Annotated in this window: 20 protein-coding genes and 2 pseudogenes; 6 read left to right on the top strand and 16 right to left on the bottom strand. The window is 63.4% G+C overall.

What is annotated here, in order from left to right:
- Positions 1-230: 230 nt before the first annotated feature.
- A complete protein-coding gene (locus HAP54_RS30225) occupies positions 231-419 on the top strand; it encodes a hypothetical protein (RefSeq protein WP_029084082.1) in 189 nt (62 codons plus the stop codon).
- Between the two features lie 193 nt (positions 420-612).
- On the opposite strand, the gene HAP54_RS30220 is transcribed toward HAP54_RS30225, so the two are convergent.
- Complete coding sequence (locus HAP54_RS30220; protein WP_166293742.1) at positions 613-822, bottom strand: hypothetical protein; 210 nt, start codon at positions 820-822, stop codon at positions 613-615.
- A gap of 110 nt (positions 823-932) precedes the next feature.
- On the opposite strand from HAP54_RS30220, the gene HAP54_RS30215 reads away from it, so the two are divergent.
- Positions 933-1,250 (top strand): hypothetical protein, encoded by a 318-nt coding sequence (locus tag HAP54_RS30215; RefSeq protein ID WP_166293741.1) that lies wholly within the window; start codon positions 933-935, stop codon positions 1,248-1,250.
- A 413-nt stretch (positions 1,251-1,663) separates the two neighbouring features.
- On the opposite strand, the gene HAP54_RS30210 is transcribed toward HAP54_RS30215, so the two are convergent.
- From HAP54_RS30210 to HAP54_RS30185, 6 genes are all read right to left on the bottom strand, one after another.
- Positions 1,664-1,921 carry a hypothetical protein gene (locus HAP54_RS30210; protein WP_175619241.1) on the bottom strand — a complete coding sequence of 86 codons (258 nt, stop codon included), beginning with the start codon at positions 1,919-1,921 and terminating at the stop codon, positions 1,664-1,666.
- A 60-nt stretch (positions 1,922-1,981) separates the two neighbouring features.
- Positions 1,982-3,010 (bottom strand): NAD-dependent epimerase, encoded by a 1,029-nt coding sequence (locus HAP54_RS30205; RefSeq protein ID WP_414646152.1) that lies wholly within the window; start codon positions 3,008-3,010, stop codon positions 1,982-1,984.
- A gap of 108 nt (positions 3,011-3,118) precedes the next feature.
- Positions 3,119-3,535, bottom strand: a complete 417-nt coding sequence (locus HAP54_RS30200) for a hypothetical protein (RefSeq protein WP_166293739.1) — start codon at positions 3,533-3,535, stop codon at positions 3,119-3,121.
- Positions 3,536-3,590: 55 nt separating this feature from the next.
- Positions 3,591-3,869 carry a hypothetical protein gene (locus tag HAP54_RS30195; protein WP_166293738.1) on the bottom strand — a complete coding sequence of 93 codons (279 nt, stop codon included), beginning with the start codon at positions 3,867-3,869 and terminating at the stop codon, positions 3,591-3,593.
- 622 nt (positions 3,870-4,491) lie between these two features.
- Positions 4,492-4,650 (bottom strand): hypothetical protein, encoded by a 159-nt coding sequence (locus HAP54_RS30190; protein WP_165128757.1) that lies wholly within the window; start codon positions 4,648-4,650, stop codon positions 4,492-4,494.
- 460 nt (positions 4,651-5,110) lie between these two features.
- A complete protein-coding gene (locus HAP54_RS30185) occupies positions 5,111-5,263 on the bottom strand; it encodes a hypothetical protein (protein WP_166293735.1) in 153 nt (50 codons plus the stop codon).
- A gap of 258 nt (positions 5,264-5,521) precedes the next feature.
- Between HAP54_RS30185 and HAP54_RS30180 the strand changes: the two genes are divergently transcribed.
- Positions 5,522-6,499, top strand: a complete 978-nt coding sequence (locus HAP54_RS30180; protein ID WP_166293733.1) for a Ku protein — start codon at positions 5,522-5,524, stop codon at positions 6,497-6,499.
- 212 nt (positions 6,500-6,711) lie between these two features.
- On the opposite strand, the gene HAP54_RS30175 is transcribed toward HAP54_RS30180, so the two are convergent.
- Both HAP54_RS30175 and HAP54_RS30170 read right to left on the bottom strand, forming a co-directional pair.
- Positions 6,712-6,876 (bottom strand): Flp family type IVb pilin, encoded by a 165-nt coding sequence (locus HAP54_RS30175; RefSeq protein WP_029084091.1) that lies wholly within the window; start codon positions 6,874-6,876, stop codon positions 6,712-6,714.
- A gap of 307 nt (positions 6,877-7,183) precedes the next feature.
- On the bottom strand, positions 7,184-8,527 hold the full coding sequence (locus tag HAP54_RS30170; RefSeq protein WP_166204320.1) for an IS1380-like element ISBdi2 family transposase: 1,344 nt from the start codon (positions 8,525-8,527) through the stop codon (positions 7,184-7,186).
- 247 nt (positions 8,528-8,774) lie between these two features.
- Between HAP54_RS30170 and HAP54_RS30165 the strand changes: the two genes are divergently transcribed.
- On the top strand, positions 8,775-10,469 hold the full coding sequence (locus tag HAP54_RS30165; RefSeq protein WP_224742030.1) for a thiamine pyrophosphate-requiring protein: 1,695 nt from the start codon (positions 8,775-8,777) through the stop codon (positions 10,467-10,469).
- Between the two features lie 92 nt (positions 10,470-10,561).
- Positions 10,562-11,777, top strand: a pseudogene (locus tag HAP54_RS30160) (NAD(P)/FAD-dependent oxidoreductase).
- A 51-nt stretch (positions 11,778-11,828) separates the two neighbouring features.
- Here the strand turns inward: HAP54_RS30160 and HAP54_RS30155 are convergent.
- The 7 genes and pseudogenes from HAP54_RS30155 to HAP54_RS30125 all read right to left on the bottom strand — a co-directional run bounded on the left by HAP54_RS30155 (position 11,829) and on the right by HAP54_RS30125 (position 21,104).
- On the bottom strand, positions 11,829-13,073 hold the full coding sequence (locus HAP54_RS30155; protein WP_166293731.1) for an ABC transporter substrate-binding protein: 1,245 nt from the start codon (positions 13,071-13,073) through the stop codon (positions 11,829-11,831).
- A gap of 41 nt (positions 13,074-13,114) precedes the next feature.
- Positions 13,115-14,596, bottom strand: coding sequence for an ATP-binding cassette domain-containing protein (locus HAP54_RS30150; protein WP_166293729.1), 1,482 nt, complete (start codon positions 14,594-14,596; stop codon positions 13,115-13,117).
- Positions 14,596-15,522, bottom strand: a complete 927-nt coding sequence (locus HAP54_RS30145) for a branched-chain amino acid ABC transporter permease (RefSeq protein ID WP_029084096.1) — start codon at positions 15,520-15,522, stop codon at positions 14,596-14,598. The genes HAP54_RS30150 and HAP54_RS30145 overlap by 1 nt, the downstream gene beginning before the upstream one ends.
- Before the next feature lies 1 nt (position 15,523).
- Positions 15,524-16,399: pseudogene (locus HAP54_RS30140) on the bottom strand (branched-chain amino acid ABC transporter permease).
- 94 nt (positions 16,400-16,493) lie between these two features.
- The gene (locus HAP54_RS30135) at positions 16,494-17,690 is read right to left on the bottom strand and encodes an ABC transporter substrate-binding protein (protein ID WP_414646229.1); all 1,197 of its coding nucleotides are present in this window, start codon (positions 17,688-17,690) and stop codon (positions 16,494-16,496) included.
- A gap of 1,122 nt (positions 17,691-18,812) precedes the next feature.
- Positions 18,813-20,408, bottom strand: a complete 1,596-nt coding sequence (locus HAP54_RS30130; protein ID WP_166293725.1) for an MDR family MFS transporter — start codon at positions 20,406-20,408, stop codon at positions 18,813-18,815.
- 159 nt (positions 20,409-20,567) lie between these two features.
- A complete protein-coding gene (locus HAP54_RS30125) occupies positions 20,568-21,104 on the bottom strand; it encodes a YcgN family cysteine cluster protein (protein ID WP_166293723.1) in 537 nt (178 codons plus the stop codon).
- Positions 21,105-21,391: 287 nt separating this feature from the next.
- Between HAP54_RS30125 and HAP54_RS30120 the strand changes: the two genes are divergently transcribed.
- Entirely contained in the window at positions 21,392-23,671 is a 2,280-nt protein-coding gene (locus tag HAP54_RS30120) for a transglycosylase domain-containing protein (protein ID WP_166306457.1), read from the top strand.
- The last annotated feature ends 1 nt before the right edge of the window (position 23,672 follow it).

Raw genomic sequence — 23,672 nt, 5'->3', positions numbered from 1 at the left:
ACGCGCAGCGGTACGTACGAAGACATTGGGTGTCATGAGGGTTTCAACATATTTGAGGATTATTTTCACGAAACCTAACGTTGATCGCTCGACCCACAAATTAACGATTAAGCGCTTTCCCACCCTTGGCGATCAGGCGGAACCACGACCGCCTGAGAGTCTGCGAACTATTCTGTGCTGACGCTCGTCAGAGCCCTTCTCTGATCAACATTTTTGCGAGGATCGACACTATGGCGCGTCTCAAGGTCTTCGAGGGGAACCAGTCCGCTTCCAGCGATGCGACCGACGCCCTGGAACGGCTCGTCGCGGAGAATTTCGAACTCCGACATACCGCCGTCGAGCTGGTCTTGCAGACTTGGATCCTGCGCGAGCGTCTGTCCGATGTCGGGGCGCACAAGTCCGTGCCGCAAGAGCACTGACCGCTCCAGCTGCCCTCCCTCATACGCGGACTTGCCGGGAAAAGCCGTCAGGCGGCCCGGCCGCATTGCGGAGAGGGCCGAACACTCTTCAACTCTAGATTGAACCACCCGCAACCATATGCAAGCCGGCGACCTTCGCTAGCGCCGGCGCAGACCAGACACAACTGCTCGGAGAGGAATTCGCGGACGAATGTCAGCGATGAACCCGGCGCAACGCGACGCGCGGGCGGCTCTGCTCACAGGATGCACCGAACGAACGAGACGCAACCGGGCCTTCGTGCAGCTCACGCAACTCAGCGATATCCAGCATCAGCGCAACGACCTCGTCGCGCAGCGATCGATTGGTCGCGAGCAACGCCTCTTCGATCGGCTGATGCAAATGTTGAATCTTGTGCTGCTTCATGGCGCGCCCTCGCTCTGCGGTTACGGGTATGAGCGATGTGATTGAAGTTTGAATGACAGAGACCGACCGCGCACATGGAAGGAAATTAATGGGGCAGGTTTGCGACCAACTTGGCTCTGACAGAAATTTTCCCACTCGGGTTCCACAACCAGATCGCGAAAGATTTAATCGATGGCCGTATTGTGTCGTCGCGATGGGAAATAGCCGCAAGTGATGAGACGCGCGGCGAAACGGCGCAGGTGGCGCCGAGCGTTGAACGCAACCAAGCGCATGAAATCATTCGGCGATCGTTGATTGCAGCGATCGCTGTTGAAACCGGAGGCGCGCGTTCGAGCGATCAAAATGTCGCCGCGTCAAAGGCTCGCGCGTTGAAGAGGAGTTCCGATGCCGAACCAGATATTCCACCAAAAGCAGCGCGCACACACTAAATCTGCTGCTGCCGATTGATGGGACTCGCTCTGCGCATAACAGGTTGAACCGAGCAGCATGGATGTGGGCAGCGAACGCCGCGGTCTGCACGGATCGCAGAATGTTTCGATCCATTACGGATAGTGAGACATCGTCTGATTTGATCCGTTCTGATCGGCTCTGACGATGCACCGGAAGCTTTCAACGCGCGACGTCCGGCCACGCACAATATTCGCCTCGAACCGGAGCCGAACGCGACAATGCTATTCCAATTCGAGAGATGGCATCGATGCGTTTTCGGCCTGGACGGATGGAGCGAACGCCTTCGCGCTTCGTCCCCGCATTGGCCCATGGCGCGATCATCGCGACGAGCGGCAATTCGTGCACCAACTGCCATAAGCATCGCTAATTCGCAACGCGTCGCGATCGCACGCTATTTCGATTTGGCAGCGGCGTCGTCGTCCATCTTGCCGCCATTGGCGACGCACTTGTTGAAGTAGTCGCGCTGGACCTTCGCATTGCCGTTTGCGCTGCTGGATGCCGGATTGCCCGGCTGCCGGGGCGGAAATGCCTTCGCCACCAGCGCATCGCAGGCGCGTGCCACCTTGACGTCGATCGCGCGCGCCGGAACGATTACGCTGGAGACGATGGTCGCGGCCGAAACGACGGCAAAACCGATGATAACTCTCATTGTGAAACTCCGTTCCACGCCGAACCAGCTTTTCTCGCGCCCGGATTCGCAAGCAGCGCACTACGTCCGATCGACGTTGTGATAGGCCCGATACCAATCGACAAATTGGGCGATGCCGTCCTCGATCCGCGTCTGCGGCCGAAAGCCGATTTCGCGCTCGAGATCGGAGACATCGGCTGCCGTCTCCAGAACATCCCCAGGTTGCATCGGCAGCAACTGCTTTTCCGCCTGCCGGCCGAAGCCCTGCTCCAGCAGCCCCACCACATGCATCAGTTCTTCCGGCCTGGAGTTGCCGATATTATAGACCCGCCAGGGCGCCCTGCTCGACCCTGGATCGGGATGCCCGCCCGACCAGTTGGCATCGCCCTCAGGCGCGCGGCCGATCAGCCGCACCATCGCCTCGACCACGTCATCGACATAGGTGAAGTCGCGCCGCATCTGGCCGTTGTTGAACAATTGGATCGGCTTCCCCTTGGTGATCGCGTCCGCGAAGGCATAGAGCGCCATGTCCGGCCGATACCACGTCCCATACACGGTGAAGAAGCGCAGCCCGGTCGTCGGGATGCGATAGAGGTGGCTATAGGAATGGGCGAGCAGCTCGTTGGCCTTCTTGGTCGCGGCGTACAGGCTGACCGGATGATCGACATTGTCGTGGATCGAAAACGGCAGCTTGGTATTGGCGCCGTAGACCGACGATGAGGAGGCAAACAGCAGGTGCCGGCACGCGGTATGCCGGCAGCCCTCCAGCACATTGATGAACCCTTCCAGATTGGAATCCGCGTAGGCATGGGGGTTCTGCAGCGAGTAGCGCACGCCGGCCTGGGCGGCGAGATGCACCACGACCTCGAAGCGATAACGCTCGAACAGTGCCTTCATCCCGGCGCGGTCGGCGAGGTCGAGTTGCTGGAAGGTGAAGCCACGGTGCTGCTTGAGCAGGTCGAGCCGCGCACGCTTCAGCGCCGGGTCATAATAATCGTTCAGATTGTCGATGCCGATGACCGGCTGCCCTGCCCTCAGCAGGTGCTCTGCCAGATGGAAGCCGATAAAGCCGGCGCAGCCCGTGACGAGTAGATTGCCTGCGATCACCACGTCCTGCCTGTGCCTTTCGCCTTGCGCCGGAGCCGGCCGGATGCGCCGTCAAACGCGGCCGCAACGGCTGGCTGTGCATTCCGGCCGCAAGGCGCCTCGGATGGCGCGTCAGTTGCTGGCGGCCGGAGCCTTGTAGTCCGGAAAGCGGCTCAGGACTGCGGCCTTCACGAACTTGAAGTGCGCAATCTCGGTCGCCAATTCCTTCAGCCGGCGCTGGCCGTTCAAGATCTCGGCGTCAAACAGGTCTTGATGATGGTTGTCAAGCGCCTCGCGTTCCAGATATTCGTCGGTGCCGTTGCCAAGCGTCACTGCGGCACGGGCCAGCACATCATCGACACGGCGGCCAAGGCCGGATTGCTCGCTTTCGGCGGCCTGCAGCGCGGCCTCGATTGCGGCCATGATCGATCCGATCCGGGCGCGATCGGTCTCGGCATCCCGCTCGGCCGAGCGTGCCTTGAAGCCTTCCTCGCCACGCCGCGACCGGGTCAGGTCGTGCGCGCGAGCCCGCAGAAACAGCTGAAACATCTGTCAGTATCCGGTTCGGGCCCATTCAGGCGGCATAGATCAAAATCGCCCGGTCTTAGTTAAAAAAGGGTGAATTGACCTGCTGCCCGGCCCTCAGGTCGGCCTTCCACTTGATCCAGGCCTTGTCGTGCTTGTCGTAGAGCTCGAGCCACCGTCCCTCGACGTCCGATGCACCCGGCTCCGCATCTCGCTCTCCGAGGTCCGGCAGCTGCGGCAGGGAGGTGTCCAACCCCTCGAATTCCGACGTCTCTTCGAGCGTAAGACCAACCAGCACGCGCCGGCCACTGACATCAACGACATACCGCCTCGGCGAATGACCCCTGAGATCACTCATGCTGTGCAAGTTCCCTCACGATGCGCAGGGCCAACGGCGACAAGAGGCCGGCACGCGAACCCAGCCCGGCTGCCGCAACGAAGACAGGATGACCGATTGCATGTCGCCCGCCAACCCCAACTCACCACAACGTCGCGCTACCTCGATCGAACTAGCCCGTTCTTAGGCATATCTCTTCGGAAAACCGCTCCGCACTTTTCCGGATCATGTCTTAGAACGCGCGACGCATGTGCCCGAACGCCGTGACCGGCTGTTTCGGTCTCGACGATCTGGCGACTGACGGCGCCACATACGGCGCATAGATCCGGTACCGCGCGCGGCGCTTGTGCGATCGCCACGAACGCGCGGCGAAACCGGCGAAAAAAAGCCTGCGACGAACACCGCCGCGAGAATAACAACAGAAGAAAGCATCACAGTCGTCCACATCAGCCTCGATGTTATTAACATTCCGAGTTGTGACGACATCATGATTGAGCGCGCCGAAAGATTGTTCAGCGGCCGAAATTTTTGTGCAACGGAACGGCGCGACAATAATCAGGCGCCGACGCCAGGTGTTCTCGCGCGACAAGTGTTGGCGAGAGACAAGTGTTCTCGAGAGAGAAGCGTTCTCGGCAGCGACGTCTCAGGAAAACCACCAGAGCATGAATTTCAGGAACATCGAGCTGAGAAGATAAATCCACCCTGCCATCGCCAGAACCGTCAATCCGACGAACGCGCCTGAAACGCTTTTCTCCTTGAAGCGCGCCAGCAGCGAGGTTTTTTCTTCTTGTTGATAGAACATCTCAAGCTCGAGGCAGATCTGATTCAAATCAGCTAGCAGTCAATTTCGATGATCTCGTGACGCGGCGCGAGGCAGCTATTCGCCCCGCGCATCACTGATCGTCATTGTGGAATTTTGTGAGACTGCGAGCCGCGAGCGATCGCTCAAGAAAAAATGTGCTTGGCTCAAGAAAATTCTACTCGACATGATCCGCGGTCGGACTGCAGCGGCGGCGACGGCCCGCACGCCGGAACTTTTCGCGTGCATCATCGTAACATCGGCGTCGACCGCAACCTGTCTTGAGTCAAGGCGATCGAACACGAGAACGCCGTTGCGGATCGGGGCGGCTGCACACCTCACGTCTCCTCGCGGCGACTTTTGCGCATGGACGATTCGTGAGGGGTCCGCGAGTTGTCGGTGGAGTGTTCCGCCACATCTCGATGAGCAATGAGCCTCACATGCGCAGTTAACGATAGGGGCTTCAGACGCGGAAGGAGACGAACCAGACAATGCCGAGGATCAGGACCGCGAGCCCTGTCGAGGCCGTGAGAAGCGCGAGAACCGAAGGTCCGGGCTCGGCCTGGCGCACCGCGGTCGGGGTTTCGATGATCTGACCGTGTCGTTCCGTTGCCATGCCGACCTCTGTGCTTAAGTGCTTGTAATTCCGGCGGTTGCCGCTCCCCTTCGAAAAGCCAACGCCAGATCGGGGGCGATGTTCCGGGCCTTCTGTGCGCGGCCGGCCGGCGATACCGCCGCGGACCGCGTCAAACCGGCGCAAGCTCGAGGCCACGGTTAACGCCGTTGCGAGATTCACCGGCCCGTGTTGTTTCAAACTGGGGTTCCCGGTGTTATCCTTGACCGTTCCGTCGGTTGCGTTATCGGAGTTTTGCCTATGGCCCCCCGCGCCAACTGGAAGGGCTTTTTGCGCCTTTCGCTCGTGACCTGCCCGGTTGCCCTGTACCCGGCGACGTCGGATATCGAAAAGGTCTCCTTCAACCAGATCAACCGCAAGACCGGCCACCGGATCAAATACGCCAAGGTCGACGCGGAGACCGGCGAGGAAGTGTCCACCGACGACATCATGAAGGGCTACAAGGTCGACACCGACACCTATATCGAGGTCACCAAGGAAGAGCTCGACGACATCGCGCTGGATTCGACCCGCACCATCGAGATCGACGAATTCGTGCCGCGCACCGAGATCGACAGCCGCTATCTGATCCGCCCCTATTACCTCGTTCCCGACGGCAAGGTCGGCCACGACGCCTTTGCGGTGATCCGCGAGACCATCCGCAGCCTGAACAAGGTCGCGATCGGCCGCGTGGTGCTGACCAACCGCGAGCACATCATCGCGCTCGAGCCGCTCGACAACGGGCTGATGGGCACGCTGCTGCGCTACCCCTATGAGGTGCGCAGCGAGAAGGAGTATTTTGACGACATCCAGGATGTGAAGATCACCAAGGACATGCTCGATCTTGCCAAGCACATCGTCGAGCAGAAGTCCGCCGAGTTCGATCCGGAGGATTTCGAGGACCGCTACGAGCAGGCGCTGATCGATCTGATCAACCAGAAGCGCAACGGCATCAAGATCGCCAAGCCCGCGGCGAAGACCAGCGGCAACGTCATCAACCTGATGGACGCGCTGAAGAAGAGCCTCGCCAACGAGAAGCAGGCGGCTCCTGCCAAGGCTGAGGCCAAGGCGGCGAAGGGCAAGAAGCCGAAGAAGCGCATCGAGGGCCAGCGCGAGATGCTGCTGCCGATCTCGGGCAGCGGCAAGCGCGAGCCGAAGGAGGCGGTCAAGCCCGAGCCGAAGAAGGCCGAGAAACCGGCGCGCGCGCAAGGCACCACGGCGCGCAAGAAGGCGGGCTGAGCGGGCGTCACCCGGCGATAGCAACAGGCCGCCGGCTACATCATAAGATTATTTGAAGACGCCCAGCAGGAGGCACGCTGGTCGATCGCGGTCGAGCATCTGATCAACCCTGCGCAACGAGGGGCTGGCTGATGTTTGTGCACATCGCGATGTTGCGCGCGTTGAACGGGGACGATTGAATCCGGAAGAATGCGAAGCGTTTCCGACCGCGCTTACTTGAAGGCCGAACTGACGGCGTTGAACTGACCGCTCACACTGGTGCCGATGCCCCTGACGCCGGCGACGATCACGATGCTGATGCCGCCAGCAATGATGGCGTATTCGATCGCCGTCGCGCCGACCTCATCACCCAGAAATCTTGCAAGCAACGCGCGCATGAAAAGCTCCTGTCCGACGCTCGCGGCTTTTTCTCCCGCGCCGTAGCAATATGCCAGCAAAACTAGGTCACATTGGTTGACGGCCCGTTGAGGGACAGGATGAACGGTCGCTTAAAGGTTGCACAGAAACTGGATGCTAGCCCGTCCTATTCGTGAGAGTGCTTTTTTTAGTCCGATTGATGTGGCCGCACATCTGCTCTGACGAGGCGCGCGGGATTGCCTTCGGCTTTTCACCGCCTGACCGACCCGTACTTTGCAACGCGCTTGAGGTGTAGGTTGGGCGAACGGGGGGCGGACGCCCCGCCGGTCAAGGACCGAGAGGCAGCAGCGCGCCTGGCAAGCCGCGGATCAGGTCGGCTTCGGGACATGCCGCGGCAAACGCAAGGCGAATGCGGCTCGTGGTCTCGACGACACGGGCAGCGAGTTTCAAGAGACGAAGACGCAGCGTCGCGAACTCGGCTGTGGCCAATTCCCGGGCTTTGGGAATCGCGTCGCGCACGGTCAGCATCAGCCAATAAGCGGCGGTGTGGAGAACGAGGCGGACTTGATTGGCGAGCGCCGAACGGCAGCTGGTGCGATCGGAGGCGAGCTGTGTCTTATGCAGCTTGATCAGATTCTCGGCTTGGCCGCGCGCGCAATACAGGCTGTCGTAGATCCACTCGGCCGAGCCGACATCGAGGCTGGTGACGACGAAACGGATGTCGAGGCCGAGCATCGTCGCCTCAATACGGGCGACGGTACGCCGTTCGCGATCCCAGGACTTGGCCTTGTGGCGCGTCTCGGTATAGCCACGCAGAACCGGCAGGTTCTCGATGGCGCGTCGCGTGCGGATGTCGTCGGCGGCCTCGTCGAGTTTTCTGGCGAGCGGCTTGGTGCCGGACAGACCGAAGATGTAGTCGATGCCGTTGGTCTCGCACCACGCCATTGCCTCCGGCCGGGCATAGTGCCCGTCGCCACGGAACGTAATTCGCGTGTTGTGCCACCGCGTCCGGATATGCCGTATCAGGCGGCGCAGATGGGCACGCACCTCGACGCCGCCCGGCGTCTTGCCGGGCCGCAACACGACCGCCACGGGCCGGCTCTTCTCCGTGTCGTAGACGTGGATCGGCAGGAAGCAGCGTTCGTCATAATGAGCGTTGAACAGCGAGAGCTGCTGATGGCCGTGGACGACATCGCAGGTATCATCGATGTCGAGCGTGACGGATGCCGGCTCGCGCGGGTAGCTATCCATCCATGCGTCGACCAAAGTGTAGGTCAGTCGGATCACGTCGCGCAGGCGCGGAGCATTCTCCAGCCGCGACAGCGTCGGTTGGGAACACAGATCGCGACCCGTGTCCGGCAGCCGTCCGCAGGCCAGCTTGAATGCGGGATCGGACCGCAGATGATCGAGGTCGTCGGCGTCCTCGTAGCCGCAGCAGATCGCGAACATGCGCGCGCGGAACATATCGACAAGGCTGTGCACGACCCGCGTCGGATCGCGCCGATCCGGGAACACCCGGGCCAAATTGTCGGCCAAGCCGAGACGCCGCTCGGCCATCGCCAGAAGCATCACGCCCCCGTTCGAGGTCAGCCGACCGCCATCGAAGGCAGCTGTGACTTTCTTGGCGTGAACGGCTGGAAACGAGAAGGGCAGAATCGTATCATCGGTCATGGCGGGCCTGGCGTTCGCGGTTGAGGTGATGGGGTTGGCTTTGCAACCGAATCCTACGCCGCATCAGCGCTTTACACCACGCTCGCCAGCCTCTCAGGCGCACTCTGACGAATAAGACGGGATAGTTCTGCCTGCAGCTTCCCGCCAGCCGGCAAGGCGCCAAGCCGCGATTGGGCGTAAACGCATATCAGGACTACCTGATCCGGCCCCGGCCGCGCTTTACCGGTCGACGGAATCCTGTTCCTTTATCGGACAGGACGACAACGAGGCCGGACCAAACCGGCCGCATCCAGAGGGAGTGACCGTCATGAAGCTCGGCACCGCGATCGCGGAAATCATGAAGCGCGAGGGCATCGAGATCCTCACGGGCTACCCGGTCAACCACCTGATCGAATACGCCGCCAGTGCCGACATCCGCCCGGTGATGGTGCGCCAGGAGCGCATCGGCGTGCACATGGCAGACGCGATCTCCCGCGTCACCTCGGGTGAGAAGATCGGCGCCTTCTGCATGCAGCACGGCCCGGGCGCTGAGAACGCGATGGGCGGCGTCGCGCAGTGCTATGGCGAATCCGTGCCGGTGCTGGTGCTGCCGATGGGCTATGCGCGCAGGCTTGCCAACATCGATCCGAACTTTAATTCCAGCCAGGCGATGAAGGCGTTCTCGAAGTCGTCCGAGCCGATCAACATCGCCGCGGAGGTCTGCAACATCTTCCGCCGCGCCTTCACCAAATTGAAGAACGGCCGTGGCGGGCCGGTGATCGTCGAAATCCCGGCCGACATGTGGAACGAGGAGGTGCCGGAGCCCTTGAACTACACACCGGTGCTGCGCACCCGCTACGGCGCCGACCCCGTGCATGTGAAAGAGGCCGCGGCGCTGCTCGTGAACGCAAAACGTCCGGTGATCTATGCCGGCCAGGGCGTGCATTATGCAAAGGCCTGGCCGCAGCTGAAGCGCCTCGCCGAACGGCTCGCGATCCCCGTCACCACGAGCCTCGGCGGCAAGTCGTCCTTCCCGGAGACGCATCCGCTGTCGCTCGGCTCCGGCGGCCTTGCGGTGCCGCGCGCGGTGCCGAAATTCCTCGCCGAAGCCGACGTGATCTTCGGCATCGGCTGCTCCTTCACCGAGACGTCGTTCGGCATCGCGATGCCGAAGGGCAAGACCATCATCCATTCGACGCTCGATCCGAACCACATCAACAAGGATGTCGAGGCCAGGATTGGCCTCGTCGGCGATGCCGGGCTCGTGCTCGATGCGCTGCTGGAGGAGATCGGCAAGACCGTGACCGCGGACCGCAACGCGAACGCCGTCGCCGAGGAGATCGCCGCGTCCCACAAGGAGTGGCTCGCCAAATGGATGCCGAAGCTGACGCACAACGACGCGCCGCTCAATCCCTACCGCGTGCTGTGGGACCTGCAACACACCGTCGACATTCACAACACCATCATCACCCACGACGCCGGCAGCCCGCGCGACCAGCTCTCGCCGTTCTGGAAGTCGGTCGAGCCGCTGTCCTATATCGGCTGGGGCAAGACCACGCAGCTCGGCTACGGCCTCGGCCTCGCGATGGGCGCCAAACTGGCAAAACCGGACAAGCTCTGCATCAATGTCTGGGGCGATGCCGCGATCGGATTCACGGGGATGGATTTCGAGACCGCGGTGCGCGAGCGGATTCCGATCATGTCGATCCTGCTCAACAATTTCTCGATGGCGATCGAACTGAAGGTGATGCCGATCTCGACCGAGAAATACCGCTCGACCGATATCTCCGGCGATTACGCCGCGATGGCCCGCGCCTTCGGCGGCTACGGCGAGCGGGTGACCAAGCCCGAGGACATCATCCCCGCGATCAAGCGCGGCATCCAGAAGACCAAGGAAGGCGTGCCGGTGCTGCTGGAGTTCATCACCAGCAAGGAAACCGAGGTGTCGCGGCCGGGGACGTGAGGCGCTGCACTCGGCCTCTTCCGCACTTCGCCCACTTGATTTGACCTTGCTTAGGCAGGCAAGCTCTCTCCGACAGAAGATCGGAGGGAGAGATGGCGCGCATCCTGGTGCTGGGGGCCGGCTTTGCCGGGCTGTGGGCTGCGCTCGGCGCGGCCCGCAAACGCGACGAGATCGGCGCGCGGGCGGCGGACACCGAGATTCTCGTCGTCGATCGCAACGCCTATCACAACATCCGGGTGCGCAATTACGAGGTCGATCTCGGCGATGTCGCGCTGCCGCTCAAGGAATTGCTCGATCCGGTCGGCGTCAAGCACATCGTGGCCGATGTCGCGGCGATCGATCCGGCGAAGCGTGAGGTCACGGTCAGAACGAGCGCAGGCACCGAGCACCTCGGCTATGACCGGCTGGTGCTGACCACCGGCAGCGAGCTGGTGCGCCCCGCGATATCAGGCCTTGCCGCCCATGGCTTCGACGTCGACACCTATGAAGCCGCCATCAAGCTCGACGCGCATCTTTCGGCGCTCGGCAAGCAGACGCCGTCGCAGGCCCGCACGACGGTCGTGGTCGTCGGCGCCGGCTTCACCGGGATCGAGGTCGCGGCCGAGATGCCGGCCAAGCTCGCCCACGCCGGCATCTCCAGCGACCGCCGCATCATCCTGATCGATCCCAACCCCGTGGTCGGCGCGACCTTCGGCGCTCATGGCCGCCCGGTCATCAACGAAGCGCTGTCCGCGCTCGGCGTCGAGACGCGACTGAATGTCAGGGTCAACGCCGTCGATGCCACGAGCATCACGCTAAGCTCGGGCGAGATCATTCCGACGGAGACCGTGGTGTGGTGCGGCGGCATGCGCGCCAGCCACCTCGCCGCAACGCTGCCGGTCAAGCGCGACGCGCTCGGCCGCCTCGCCGTAGACCACTTCATGCGCGCCGAGGGCATGGCGGACGTGTTCGCCGCCGGCGATGTCGCGGCCTGCCTGATCGACGGCGAGCATCCGACCGTGATGTCCTGCCAGTTCGCGCGGCCGATGGGCCGCTTTGCCGGCCACAATTTGATGGCGGATCTGTTCGGTGAAAAGCTATTGCCGCTCACCATCGACTGGTATGTGACGGTGCTCGATCTCGGCGCCTGGGGCGCGCTCTACACCCACCGGCTGGGACCGCGAGGTGCACACCACGGGCGCCGCCGCAAAACTCACCAAGCAGACCATCAACCAGCGGCGCATCTATCCGCCGCGCAACGGCGATCGCGCCGCACTGCTTGCGGCCGCGGCGCCGACGATCCAGGCGGCCCCGCCGACGCGCAAGTAAGAAGGGCGGCCACCGTGTGACCGCCCTTCGTTTCTCTTGATGCTCGCGCGATTACTGCGACAGCTTCACAAAGTTCGGAAACTTCAGCTTGCCCTCGGCGATAGCCTTCGGCCACACCGTGATCTGCTTGCCGCTTTGCCACTGGAACACGAGGCCAGTGACGGCGCCCGGGCCGGACTTGATGCCGTGGGTGAACTCGTCGTTCTTGCCGTAGAACTGGATCTTGCCGATGGTGCCGTCGAAGTCGGTCTTCTCGAGCTCGGCGACCATCTTGTCCGGATCGGTCGAGCCGGCGCGCTGGATCGCCTCGGCGATGATGTAGACCTCGTCATAGGCGGTGTAGCCGGTATAGGCCGGCGGCGTGCCGAACTTGGCCTTGAACGCCGCCGCGAACGGCTTCGTCTTGGGCGTCACCGCGACGTCGGGCGTCGCCACCGCGAGCGAGGGCACGCCTTCGGCGGCGCCGTTGGTGTCGCCCCAGAACGACGGGCTCAGCGCCTGCGCGCTGATGCCGAACATCGGGATCGGCACCTGCTGGTTCTTCCATTGCACGGTCGGCTGCACGCCGACATGGGAGATGCCGGTCACGATCACGTCGGGTTTTGCGCTCTCCATCTTGTTGAAGATCGGCGTGAAGTCGGTGGTATCGGGCGAGAAGCGGATGTGCTCGACCACCTTCAACCCGGCCTTCGGCAGGCAGGCCTCGTAGCCGACATCGAGCGGCTTGGTCCAGGCCGCGTCCTCACTCATGATCGCAACGGTCTTCATCTTGAGCTGGTCGACCAGCAGCTCCTTGGCGGCGTCGCAAACGAGCTGCGCCTGCGCGGCCGAGGTCAGATAGCCGTGGAAGGTGTACTTGTTCTTCTCATAGTCGTTATGGATTGCCTTGGTGATCTCGTTGGAGGCGGCGCCGGGCGTGATCAGCGGCATCTTCAGCCGCGACGCCCACGGCTCCAGCGCCAGCACGACCTCGCTGATGTAGCTTGCGATCACGGCGGAAACCTTGTCCTCGCTCACCGCGCGCTGGAAGGCCCGCACCGAGTCGGCCGACGAGCTCTTGTTGTCGTAGGTGACGATCTCGATCTTGCGGCCCATCACGCCGCCCTTGGCGTTGATCTCGTCGGCCGCGATCTGCGCGCCGCCCGGCGTTGCCGCACCCGCGATCGACTGCACCTCGGCGATGACACCGATCTTGATCGGATCGTTGGACTGCGCATAGGCCGGCGCCGCGAGGCAGAGCGCGAGCGCGGAAGCCAAAAAGCTCACGCGGGTGGCGGTTGAATATCCTGTCATCATGATCTCCCTTGCTTTGCTTTCTTGCTTGAAATTTTCGAACGTCAGAGAAAGTCTTTGCCGGCCTCCGCGGCGAACCGGCCGGGGTCGCCCTCCCAGACGATCCGCGCGTGCTCCAGCACATAGACGCGGTCGGCATGCGGAAGCGCAAACGTCACGTTCTGCTCGCCGAGCAGCACCGTGATCTTGGTGGTTTGGCGCAGCTTCTCCAGCGCCTTCGACAGCAGTTCGAGGATGACGGGCGCAAGCCCAAGCGTCGGCTCGTCCAGGATCAGGATCTGCGGCTGCATCATCAGCGCGCGGCCGATCGCCAGCATCTGCTGCTCGCCGCCGGACAGCGTCTGCGCCATCTGGCCCTGACGCTCCTTCAGGATCGGAAACAGTTCGAACAGCCAGGCGAGCTGTTTCGCCCGCGCCGCGTCGTCGAGATGCTGGCCGCCGAGATCGAGATTTTCCCGCACCGTCATCTCGCCGAACAGCTCGCGCGATTCCGGGCACTGCACGAGGCCCGAGCGGGCGATCTTGGCCGGCCCCGTGCCGCGCAACTTCTCGCCGCCGCGCAGGATCTCGCCGGTATAGGGCAGGAAGCCCGAGATGGTGTTGAACAGCGTGGTCTTGCCGGCGCCGTTCAACCCTACGATGGAGACGAACTCGCCCTCATGGACGTGGATCGAGACGTTCTCCAGCGCCTGCGCCTTGCCGTAATGCACGCTGACATTCTCGACCTGCAGCAGCGGCACCTTGTCCTTGAACGAGGTCTCGGGCCGCGCATGGGTTTCGATCGCGCCGCCGAGATAGACCCGCCGCACGGTCTCGTTCTTCATCACCTCATCGGCGCGGCCGGTCGTGATCTCCTCGCCGAGATACATCGCAAGCACGCGGTCGACCAGCGCCGCGACGCTCTTGACGTTGTGATCGACCAGCATCACCGCGCGGCCCTCGTCGCGGAAGCTGCGGATCAATTGCGAGAACGTTCCGACCTCGGTGCTGGTGAGGCCGGCGAAGGGCTCGTCGACCAGCACGACTTTTGGATCGCGCGCGATTGCCTTGGCCAATTCGAGCCGGCGCAGATCCGCGAATGGCAGCGTCGGTGGACGACGGTTCATCACCGCGCCAAGGCCGACGCGGTCGGCGATCCATTTGGCGCGCTCGGTCAGCGCCTTGTCGGGAAACAGCATGAACAGGCTGTCGGGCAATAGCGCGACCATGATGTTCTCCAGCACAGTCTGCCGGTTCAACGGCCGCGAGTGCTGGAACACCATGCCAAAGCCCTTGCGCGCGATCTTGTGCGCAGGCAGCCCGGCCACGTTCTCGCCTTCGAACAGCACCTCGCCCGCGGTCGGGCGCTCGATGCCCATCACGCTCTTCATCGCGGTCGACTTGCCCGAGCCGTTCGGCCCGATCAGGCCGAGGATCTCGCCGGGGCGCAGCTCGAAACTCAGATTCTTCACCGCGGTCAGGCCGCCGAACCGCTTGGTCAGGCCGCGCACCGCGAGCGTCGGGGTGGTGATCACAGTCTGGTCCATCAGGAGCGCGCCTCGCGTGACAGGGCCGCTCCGAGGAAACCGCCGGGGAAGAACAGCACGACGAGCAGCGCCACCGCCGAGACGATGAAGGTCGCAAGCTCGCCGGTCGGGCGCAGGAATTCGCCGGCCACGATCAGGAAGATCGCACCTAACGCAGCCCCCAGCACGGTGCGCCGGCCGCCAAGCACGGCGGAGACGATCACGTTCACGCCGACCGCGACGTCGACCACGGTGCCGACCGAGGCGGTGCCGAAGTAGAACACCAAAAGCGCCCCCGACAGGCCTGAGAAGAACGCGCTGACGATGAACGCCGCGAGCTTGTGCTTGACGATGTTGAAGCCGAGCGCGCCGGCCTGCACCGGGTCCTGCCCGCTCGCCTGCAGCACGAGGCCGACGGGCGATTGCGACAGGCCATAGAGGATGGCCGCGCTGATGGTCATGAAGCCGAGCGCGATCCAGTAATTGGCGCCGGCATTGATGGTGATGACATCGGGGATGGTGAGCCCGATCTCGCCGCCGGTCAGGTCAGCGAACACCACGATGAAGTTCTGCAGCATCAGCACCGCAACCAGCGTGGTCAGGCCGAAATACGGCCCCCGCACCCGCAGCGCCGGCAGCGCCAGCACGAAGCCCGCGACGACCGAGGCAAGCGCGCCGAGCAGGATGCAGAGATAGACCGACCAACCGAACTGGTTGTTGAGGATGCCCGCGGTGTAGGCGCCGGTGCCGATCAGGAAGGTCGGGCCGAAATTGACCTCGCCGGCAAAGCCGAACAACAGGTCCCAGGCCATCGCGAACACGCCGAAATAGAACGCGACGGTGAGGAGGCCAAGGATGTAGCCCGAGACGTAGAACGGCAGCGTCGCGGCCAGCACCACGCAGACCAGCGATATGAAGAACAGGCGCGACGTGAAGAAATTGGCCATGTCAGCGCCTCCCGAGCAGGCCCTGGGGCCGGATATACATCACGAACACCAAGAGCAGCAGCGCTGGAATGGTGCGGTAGGCCGGCGAGATCATGTAGGCCGTGATGGTCTCGAGATAGCCGACGACGAAGGCCGCGATCAGCGAGCCGGAGACGCTGCCGAGGCCGCCAAGCACCACGATCGAGAACGCGCTCGCGGTGAGCGGCCCGACGCTGTAGGAGCTGACGCCAAGGAACATGCCGAGCAGCACGCCGGCGATGCCGGCGAGAATGCCGTAGATGCCCCACACCACGATATAGATCTGCGTGAGTTCGAGCCCGAGCAAGGTGACGCCGCGCGGGTTCATCGAGGCCGCCAGCACCGCTTTGCCGGTCCGGGTGCGGTTCACCAGAAGCCAGAGCAGACCGATCACGAGGCAGCACACCAGCGCGGTGAAGATATTGTTGCGTGGCGTGCGGTTGCCGAAGATATCGACGACGCCCTCGACGATCGGCAGCACCGTCTTGGCGTTGTTGGTGAAGAAATAGGCGATCAGCTCCTGGATCATGATGCCCCACAGCAAGGTGCCGGTGAGGACGAAGATTTCCTTCTCCTCGTTGGGGATCCGCCTGGAGTTCTGGATCGGTTTCACGACCGCGAAATAGGTCGCGAACGACACGATCAGCGCGACGCCGACACCGAACAACGCGCCGGTCTAGATGTCGAGGTGCAGCACGCTGGCCGCGGCCCAGGCCGCGACCGCTGCGGCCACCATGATGGCGCCGTGGGAGAGGTTGAGAACGCCGGAGACACCGAAGATCAGGGTGAAGCCGGTCGCGCCGAGCGCATAGAGCGCACTGATGGCAAAGCCATCGATCAGGATTTGTAAGGCGAGCATCTCAGATTGGCCGCGGCAGCAAGGCTGCCTGTTGTGGAGGACGCGAAACCGAAGACGAATGCTCCCGGGAGGGACCCGGGAGCACGATGACCGGTCAGTTCGTGGGGACCTTGACGAAGCTCGGGAACTTGAGATCGCTCTTGGCGACCTCCTTCGGCCAGACCGCGACCTGCTTGCCGCCCTGCCACTGCAGCATCAGTCCGGTGATCAGGCCCTTGCCGTACTTGATCGAATGGGTGAACGGGTCGTCCTTGCCGTAGAACTGGACGCGTCCGATGGTGCCTTCCCAGTTGGTCTTCTCCAGCGCATCGACCATCTTGTCGGCCTCGACCGAGCCGGCGCGCTTCACCGCATCGGCGATGTAGTAGACCTCGTCATAGGCGGTGTAGCCGGCGTAGGACGGATAGTTGCCGTAGCGCTTCTTGAAGTCCTCCGCGAACGGCACCGACTTCGGCGTCACGGCGACGTTCGGGCCCGACACGCCCTGATACAGCACGCCTTCCGCCGCATCGTTGGTGTCCTTGCCGAAGGTCTCGTTGGTCGCCTGCGAGGAAATGCCGAACATCGGGATCGGCACCTGCTGGTTCTTCCACTGCACCGTCGGCTGGACGCCGACATGGGAGATGCCGGTGATGATCACGTCGGGCTTCGCGGCTTCGACCTTGTTGAAGATCGGCGTGAAGTCGGTGGTATCGGGCGAGAAGCGGATATGGTCGACGACCTTGAGCCCGATCTTCGGCAGGCACTCTTCATAGCCGACATCGAGCGGCTTGGTCCACGCCGCGTCCTCGCTCATGATGACCGCGGTCTTCATGTGCTTCTGATCGACCAGCAGGTCCTTGGCGGCATCGCACACCGACAGCGCCAGCGCCGCCGAGGTCAGGTAGCCGTGGAAGGTGTACTTGTTCTTCTCGTAATCGGCGTGAACGCTCTTGCTGATCTCGTTGGAGGCGGCGCCCGGCGTGACGAACGGCGTCTTCAGGCGCGAGGCCCACGGCTCCAACGCCAGCACGACTTCGCTGATATAGCTCGAGATGACGACGTTGACCTTGTCCTCGTTGACCGCGCGCTGGAATGCGCGCACCGAATCCGCCGATGATGAGTGATTGTCGTAAGAGACGATTTCGATCTTGCGGCCGTCGATGCCGCCCTTGGCGTTGATCTCGTCGGCAGCGAGCTGCGCTGCCTGCGGGATCGACGCCCCGGCGATCGCCTGCGCCTCGGCGATCACGCCGATCTTGAGGGTATCGGCGGCCTGCGCTCCGCTCGGCGCCGCGGCCAGCAGGCCCAACACGGCCACTCCGGCAAGTTGCTGCATCGCATGAAAAGGCAGTCGCGATGTTGTTTTCACCCTGTTTCACTCCTCTTGTTCTTCTTCGGCCGCTTCCAGCTCTTGGGGCGGGACTATAGCTGCGACAAAATGCGCAGCAAGTGAAACTGCGCGCAGATCGCCATGCATCGACGGCAACTAAAGTAGTGGGTCGGCGCTTTCAGGCTGAACAAAGATGAGGCAGTGGAGGAATATGAGCGCGGGACGCCGATCACTGAGTTGCCCGACGGCGCAAGCCCCTCGCGCAAAAATATTTCTGTTTATCGGCGCACCCAACTCAGTGTATGAATTTCCCGTCTCACCCGATCGAGGGGCGCTGCGCATCGTCACGGGTGTTGCGGTGAGATGCGGTGGACGCTGATGTCACAACTGACGAACGTGACTGACGCGGACGGTGAAGTCGTGTGGTCCTGACGCCCTAGCGGCCGGTGTCCCCAAGCAAAGCGCGAATGTGTTTTGCGAAGGCGGTGACAAAAAAGCCCAGTCTCGCCGGGGAGAGCACGAAATAAGCCGTAACCCATCGCGCAGGGAAAGCCGGCGTTTCCGGTGACACCTGTGGTCCTACCCCCGTGCTTTCTACCAATTGCACGGGGCCCATGGGTGCGATCGGCACCCGGCTTTCCCTGCGCCCTCTGCGAGATGAGGGAGGAACGAAGAGCAAAGCTCGGACAAATCACGTCGCGAGAACGCGAAACGGTATCCCCACTCACACTGTCATCGCCCGGCTCGACCGGGCGATCCAGTACGCCGCGGCCCCTCGGCTCAAGCACTAGCGTCTCTGGAATACTGGATCGCCCGGTCAAGCCGGGCGATGACACCGAACAAGCGGTTTGAGAGGTTGAATCGAGAACCATCCTCATCGTCGTCCTGGCCTAGTGCGCAATTGCGCACGGGAGCCAGGACCCATTACCCCAAATGCCAATTGTTGCGCGATGCTGGGGCCGCGATCCCTACGGCAACCAACACGCTGGTTATGGGTCACCTCCCGGCCTTCGCCGGGACGACAGCGGTGGACTTGGCGTGGTCACAGGATCATCCCTGCGTTCGTTCAGCGGGACGACAGCGGTAAGCTTGGCTCCCGCCCTACTCCGCCATCTCCGCCGGCGGCCGCGCGGCGGGGCCGGCGAGCGGGCGCTCTTCCATCGTGATCATGCAGATCGAAGCCGTGGTCAGCAGCACGGCGGCGGCGCCGAATACGTAGCGGAACGCCGTGATCATGTCGGCCATCGGGATCGCGCTCACGGCGCCTGCGGCCGCAGCATGATGCTCGCCGTTGAGCGAAATATCGGGGCCCAGCGTCATCAGCAAAATCGTGGTGAAGGCGGCGACCGTGAACGAAGCCATCATCGCGCGGAAGAAGTTCATCGCGCCGGTCACGGTGCCGACCTGCGGGCGCGCCACCGCGTTCTGCAGCGACACCACGCTGATCGGGAACGTAGTGCCGAGCCCGAGCGCGAACACGCTCATCAACAGCAGCAATCCCCACAGCGGCAGCGTCGTCACCGCCATGCCGACGGCGCAGATCGCGGCGACCGAGGTACCGACGATCGCGACGCGCTTGTAGTGCCTAGCCTTCGCCATCGTCCGTCCGGCGATCGCCGCACCGAAGGTCGAGATCGCCGCGAGCGGGATCAGCGCAAGGCCGGCCTCGCTGGCGGTGAGGTGATAGACCACCTCGTAATACAGCGGCAGGTGCACGGTCAGCCCGACCATTGCGCCGAGCGCACAGCCGCCGGCCCCCATCGCGAACGGCACCACCGAGCCGCCGAGCAGCGACAGCGGCAGGAACGGCTCGTCGGCGCGGCGCGCATGCCAGACGAAGGCGCCGGCGAGCGCGATCGAGGCGCCGATCATGGCCGTGATGGTCGGCGACAGCCAGGACAGACGGGTGCCGCCCCAGGTCAGCACCAGCATCAGCACGACGGCCGAAGCCATCAGCAGCACGCCGCCGAGCCAGTCGACCTTGCGCTTGCGGTGGAACACCGGGATCTTGCTCATCTTCGGCAGCAGCAGCGCCAGCGCCGCCGCCGCGAGCGGCAAGTTGATCCAGAAGATCATCGACCAGTGCAGATGCTCGGCGAACACGCCGCCGACGACGGGGCCGAGAATGCCGCCGGCCATCCAGACGCTGGAGAAATAGGCCTGATAGCGGCCACGCTCGCGCGGGGTCACCACGTCGGAGATCACGGTCTGCACAACAGGCATGATGCCGCCGCCGCCAAGCCCCTGCAGGCCGCGGGCAACGATCAGCATGGTCATGCTGGGGGCGATCGCGCACAGCACCGAGCCGACCACGAACAGGCTGAGCGAGGTGATGATCATGACGCGGCGGCCGTAGATGTCGCTCAGCGTCCCGAACACCGGCGCCACCGCGGTGGAGGCGAGCAGATAGGCCGTGATCACCCAGGACAGATTGGTGACGTCGTGAAACTGGCGTCCGATCGTCGGCAGCGCGGTCGCGACGATGGTCTGGTCGAGCGCGGCCAGGAACATCGTCAGCATCAGGCTGATCACGATGGTGCGGACTTCATCCGGATTGAGCGGTGCCGGCGGCGCCAGCGGCGGCGCGTCGCTGAGTTCGATCACCTTGCTCGGGAGGCGGGACAGCTCTTCGGCAATGTCGTCGGGCAATGTTGCTTGGTCGGCAGGAATCCGGCTCTGCCGTTCATACTTGTTCATTTGAGGCGTAATGCTGCTGCGCGGGCTGATCCCGCGATGGAATCATTCTCTGCTTCGCAATTTAAGCAGCAAATCGATGCTGAGGCAGGCCCCCCAACGCATGGGTGCATCCCGCCGCGACCTTCTCGCGATGACGTGATCGCAGCGCTCGTTGCGACGTCACGCCTTGGTCGTCTTGCCCAGCGCTTTCGGCCGCTTCTTGAGCCGTGCTTGCTTCGGCAACAATCCCGGCCAGCGCACGATGTGATCCTCGAGATCGGCGTCGTTGACGTCGATCTCGGTGCCATGCACCCGCCCGCGCACCGAGACGCCGGCTTCATGAACGGTGTTGGGATCGCCCGAGATCAAAGGATGCCACCAATAGAGGTCCCGCCCCTCGGCCACGAGCCGGTAGCCGCAGCTCGGCGGCAGCCAGTTCAGGGTCCGGACGTTTTCGGGCGTCAGGCGGACGCAATCCGGAACCTGGTCCGAGCGGTTCGAATAGTCCTTGCAGCTGCACAGGCCGGCATCGAGCAGCTTGCAGGAGATATGGGTGAAATAGATCTTGCCGGTGTCCTCGTCCTCGAGCTTCTCTAGGCAGCAACGTGCGCAGCCGTCACACAGGCTCTCCCATTCGTCGCCAGACATCTCTTCCAACGTCTTGGTTTTCCAGAAGAATCCATCCTGGTCCGACGGGCGCTTGGGCGGTGCGGTCATGATATCCCTGACATGGCGGTACAGCTCTTCTTGGGATGCCGGCGCCGGCTCCGCAAGGGGGAGCACCTGCGGGGTCGCAAAAGCCGGTGGGCAGCGTTAGGGCTTTCATTAAATTCACCAGCCGCGCCATTGGTTTATGGCGGCCGCTCGGATAGAACAACGAACGAGTCCCCAACGACGCAAAAGCGCCTTGGGATTGCCGCAACATCGAAGCAAGACGCTGGCCTGTGCCCGTTTTGGGCAGGCGCAGCGCTGTCGAACTGATCAAGGGTCCGGTCCGCCAGATCATGCCGTCGCATTGGAAACAGAAGGTCCGGAACTTCTTCCTGGACCTCGATGCGCGTATCGACTCGACGCTGTTCTCGTCGGGCAAGGGCCTGCGCGAGCTCTACGAGCGCTATTCCACCTTCATGGACCGCTTCTATGTCGGCCGCTGGAAGCGCTGGGTGTTCATCGAGCCGCTGTCGGAAGCCGCGACCATCGGGCTCGGCGGCATGATCCTGATGCTGACGCTCGCGATCCCCGCCTTCCGCGAGACCGCGGACGAGGACTGGCTGAAGAAGTCCGATCTCGCGGTGACCTTCCTCGACCGCTACGGCAATCCGATCGGCAGCCGCGGCATCAAGCACAACGACTCGATCCCGCTGGAAGACTTTCCGGACAATCTGATCAAGGCGACGCTGGCGACCGAAGACCGCCGCTTCTATGACCATTTCGGCATCGACTTTCCGGGCCTCGCCCGCGCGCTCGTCACCAACGCGCAGGCCGGCGGCGTCCGCCAGGGCGGCTCGTCGATCACCCAGCAGCTCGCCAAGAACCTGTTCCTGAACAACGAGCGCACCATCGAGCGCAAGGTGAAGGAAGCCTTCCTCGCGATCTGGCTGGAAACGCGCCTCACCAAGAACGAGATCCTGAAACTCTATCTCGACCGCGCCTATATGGGCGGCGGCACCTTCGGCGTCGACGGCGCGGCGCATTTCTACTTCAACAAGTCCGTGCGCGACGTGAACCTCGCGGAAGCCGCGATGCTCGCCGGCCTGTTCAAGGCGCCGACCAAGTACGCCCCGCACATCAACCTGCCCGCGGCGCGCGCCCGCGCCAACGTCGTGCTCGACAATCTCGTCGATGCCGGCTTCATGACCGAGGGCCAGGTGTTCGGCGCCCGCCGCAACCCGGCGGTCGCGGTCGACCGGCGCGACGAGAACTCGCCGAACTACTATCTCGACTACGCCTTCGACGAGATGCGCAAGCTGGTCGACACCTTTCCGAAATCCTACACCGAGCGTGTCTTCGTGGTCCGCACCGCGATCGACATGAACGTGCAGAAGGCGGCCGAGGAAGCGATCGAGAACCAGCTCCGGCAGTTCGGGCGTGATTATCACGCGACGCAGGCGGCGACCGTGGTGTCCGATCTCGACGGCGGCATCCGCGCCATGGTCGGCGGACGCGACTACGGCGCGAGCCAGTTCAACCGCGCCGTCGACGCCTATCGCCAGCCCGGTTCGTCGTTCAAGCCTTACGTCTACACCACGGCGCTATTGAACGGCTACACGCCGAACTCGAAGATCGTCGACCGCCCGGTCTGCATCGGCAACTGGTGCCCGCAGAACTATGGCCACTCCTATTCCGGCTCGGTGACGCTGACGCAGGCGATCACCCGGTCGATCAACGTGGTGCCGGTCAAGCTTTCGATCGAGCTCGGCAAGAACATTGGCGGCCCGAAGGCCGGCCGCGCCAAGATCATCGAGGTCGCGCGCCGCTTCGGCCTCAAGGCGCCGCTGCCCGATACGCCGTCGCTGCCGATCGGCTCCGACGAAGTCACGGTGATCGAGCACGCGGTGGCGTATGCGACCTTCCCGAACCGCGGCAAGGCGGTGACGCCGCATTCGGTGCTCGAGGTGCGCACCGGCGCCGGCGACCTGGTCTGGCGCTGGGACCGCGACGGGCCGAAGCCGCGGCAGGCCATTCCGCCGAATATCGCCGCCGACATGGCCGGCATGATGAGCCACGTGGTCAGCGAAGGCACCGCTCGACGCGCCGCGCTCGACGGCATTCCGACCGCGGGCAAGACCGGCACGACCAACGCCTATCGCGACGCCTGGTTCGTCGGCTACACCGGCAACTTCACCTGCGCGGTCTGGTACGGCAATGACGACTACTCGCCGACCAACCGCATGACCGGCGGCTCGCTGCCGGCGCAGACCTGGCACGACATCATGGTCGCCGCGCATCAGGGTGTTGAGGTGAAAGAACTCAACGGCGTCGGCATGGGCCAGAAACTGCCGCCGCAGCCGGCGCAGGCCAATGCCCAGGCCAACGCAGCGCCGCGCATATTGGAGACCAAGCCGGGTCCGCCGCCGGTGCTGACCAAGCGCGGTGCCGATATCCTGGTGCGGGTCGAGAAGCTGCTCGATGACGCCGCCAAGACCGCCAACAAGACCACGCTGAACGAGCCCTCGAAGGCCGGCAAGCCGGAATCCTCGAGCGCGCTGGCGTTCCCCGAAAATTACATTGCCGCGGCCGGGCCGGACGGCGCGACAACAACTCCTGCGCCACGCAAGAACTGAC

Origin of the sequence: Bradyrhizobium sp. 2S1 (assembly GCF_011516625.5) — a bacterium.
GTDB classification, from domain to species: domain Bacteria; phylum Pseudomonadota; class Alphaproteobacteria; order Rhizobiales; family Xanthobacteraceae; genus Bradyrhizobium; species Bradyrhizobium septentrionale.
This window is presented reverse-complemented; position numbering and strand designations above follow the sequence as displayed.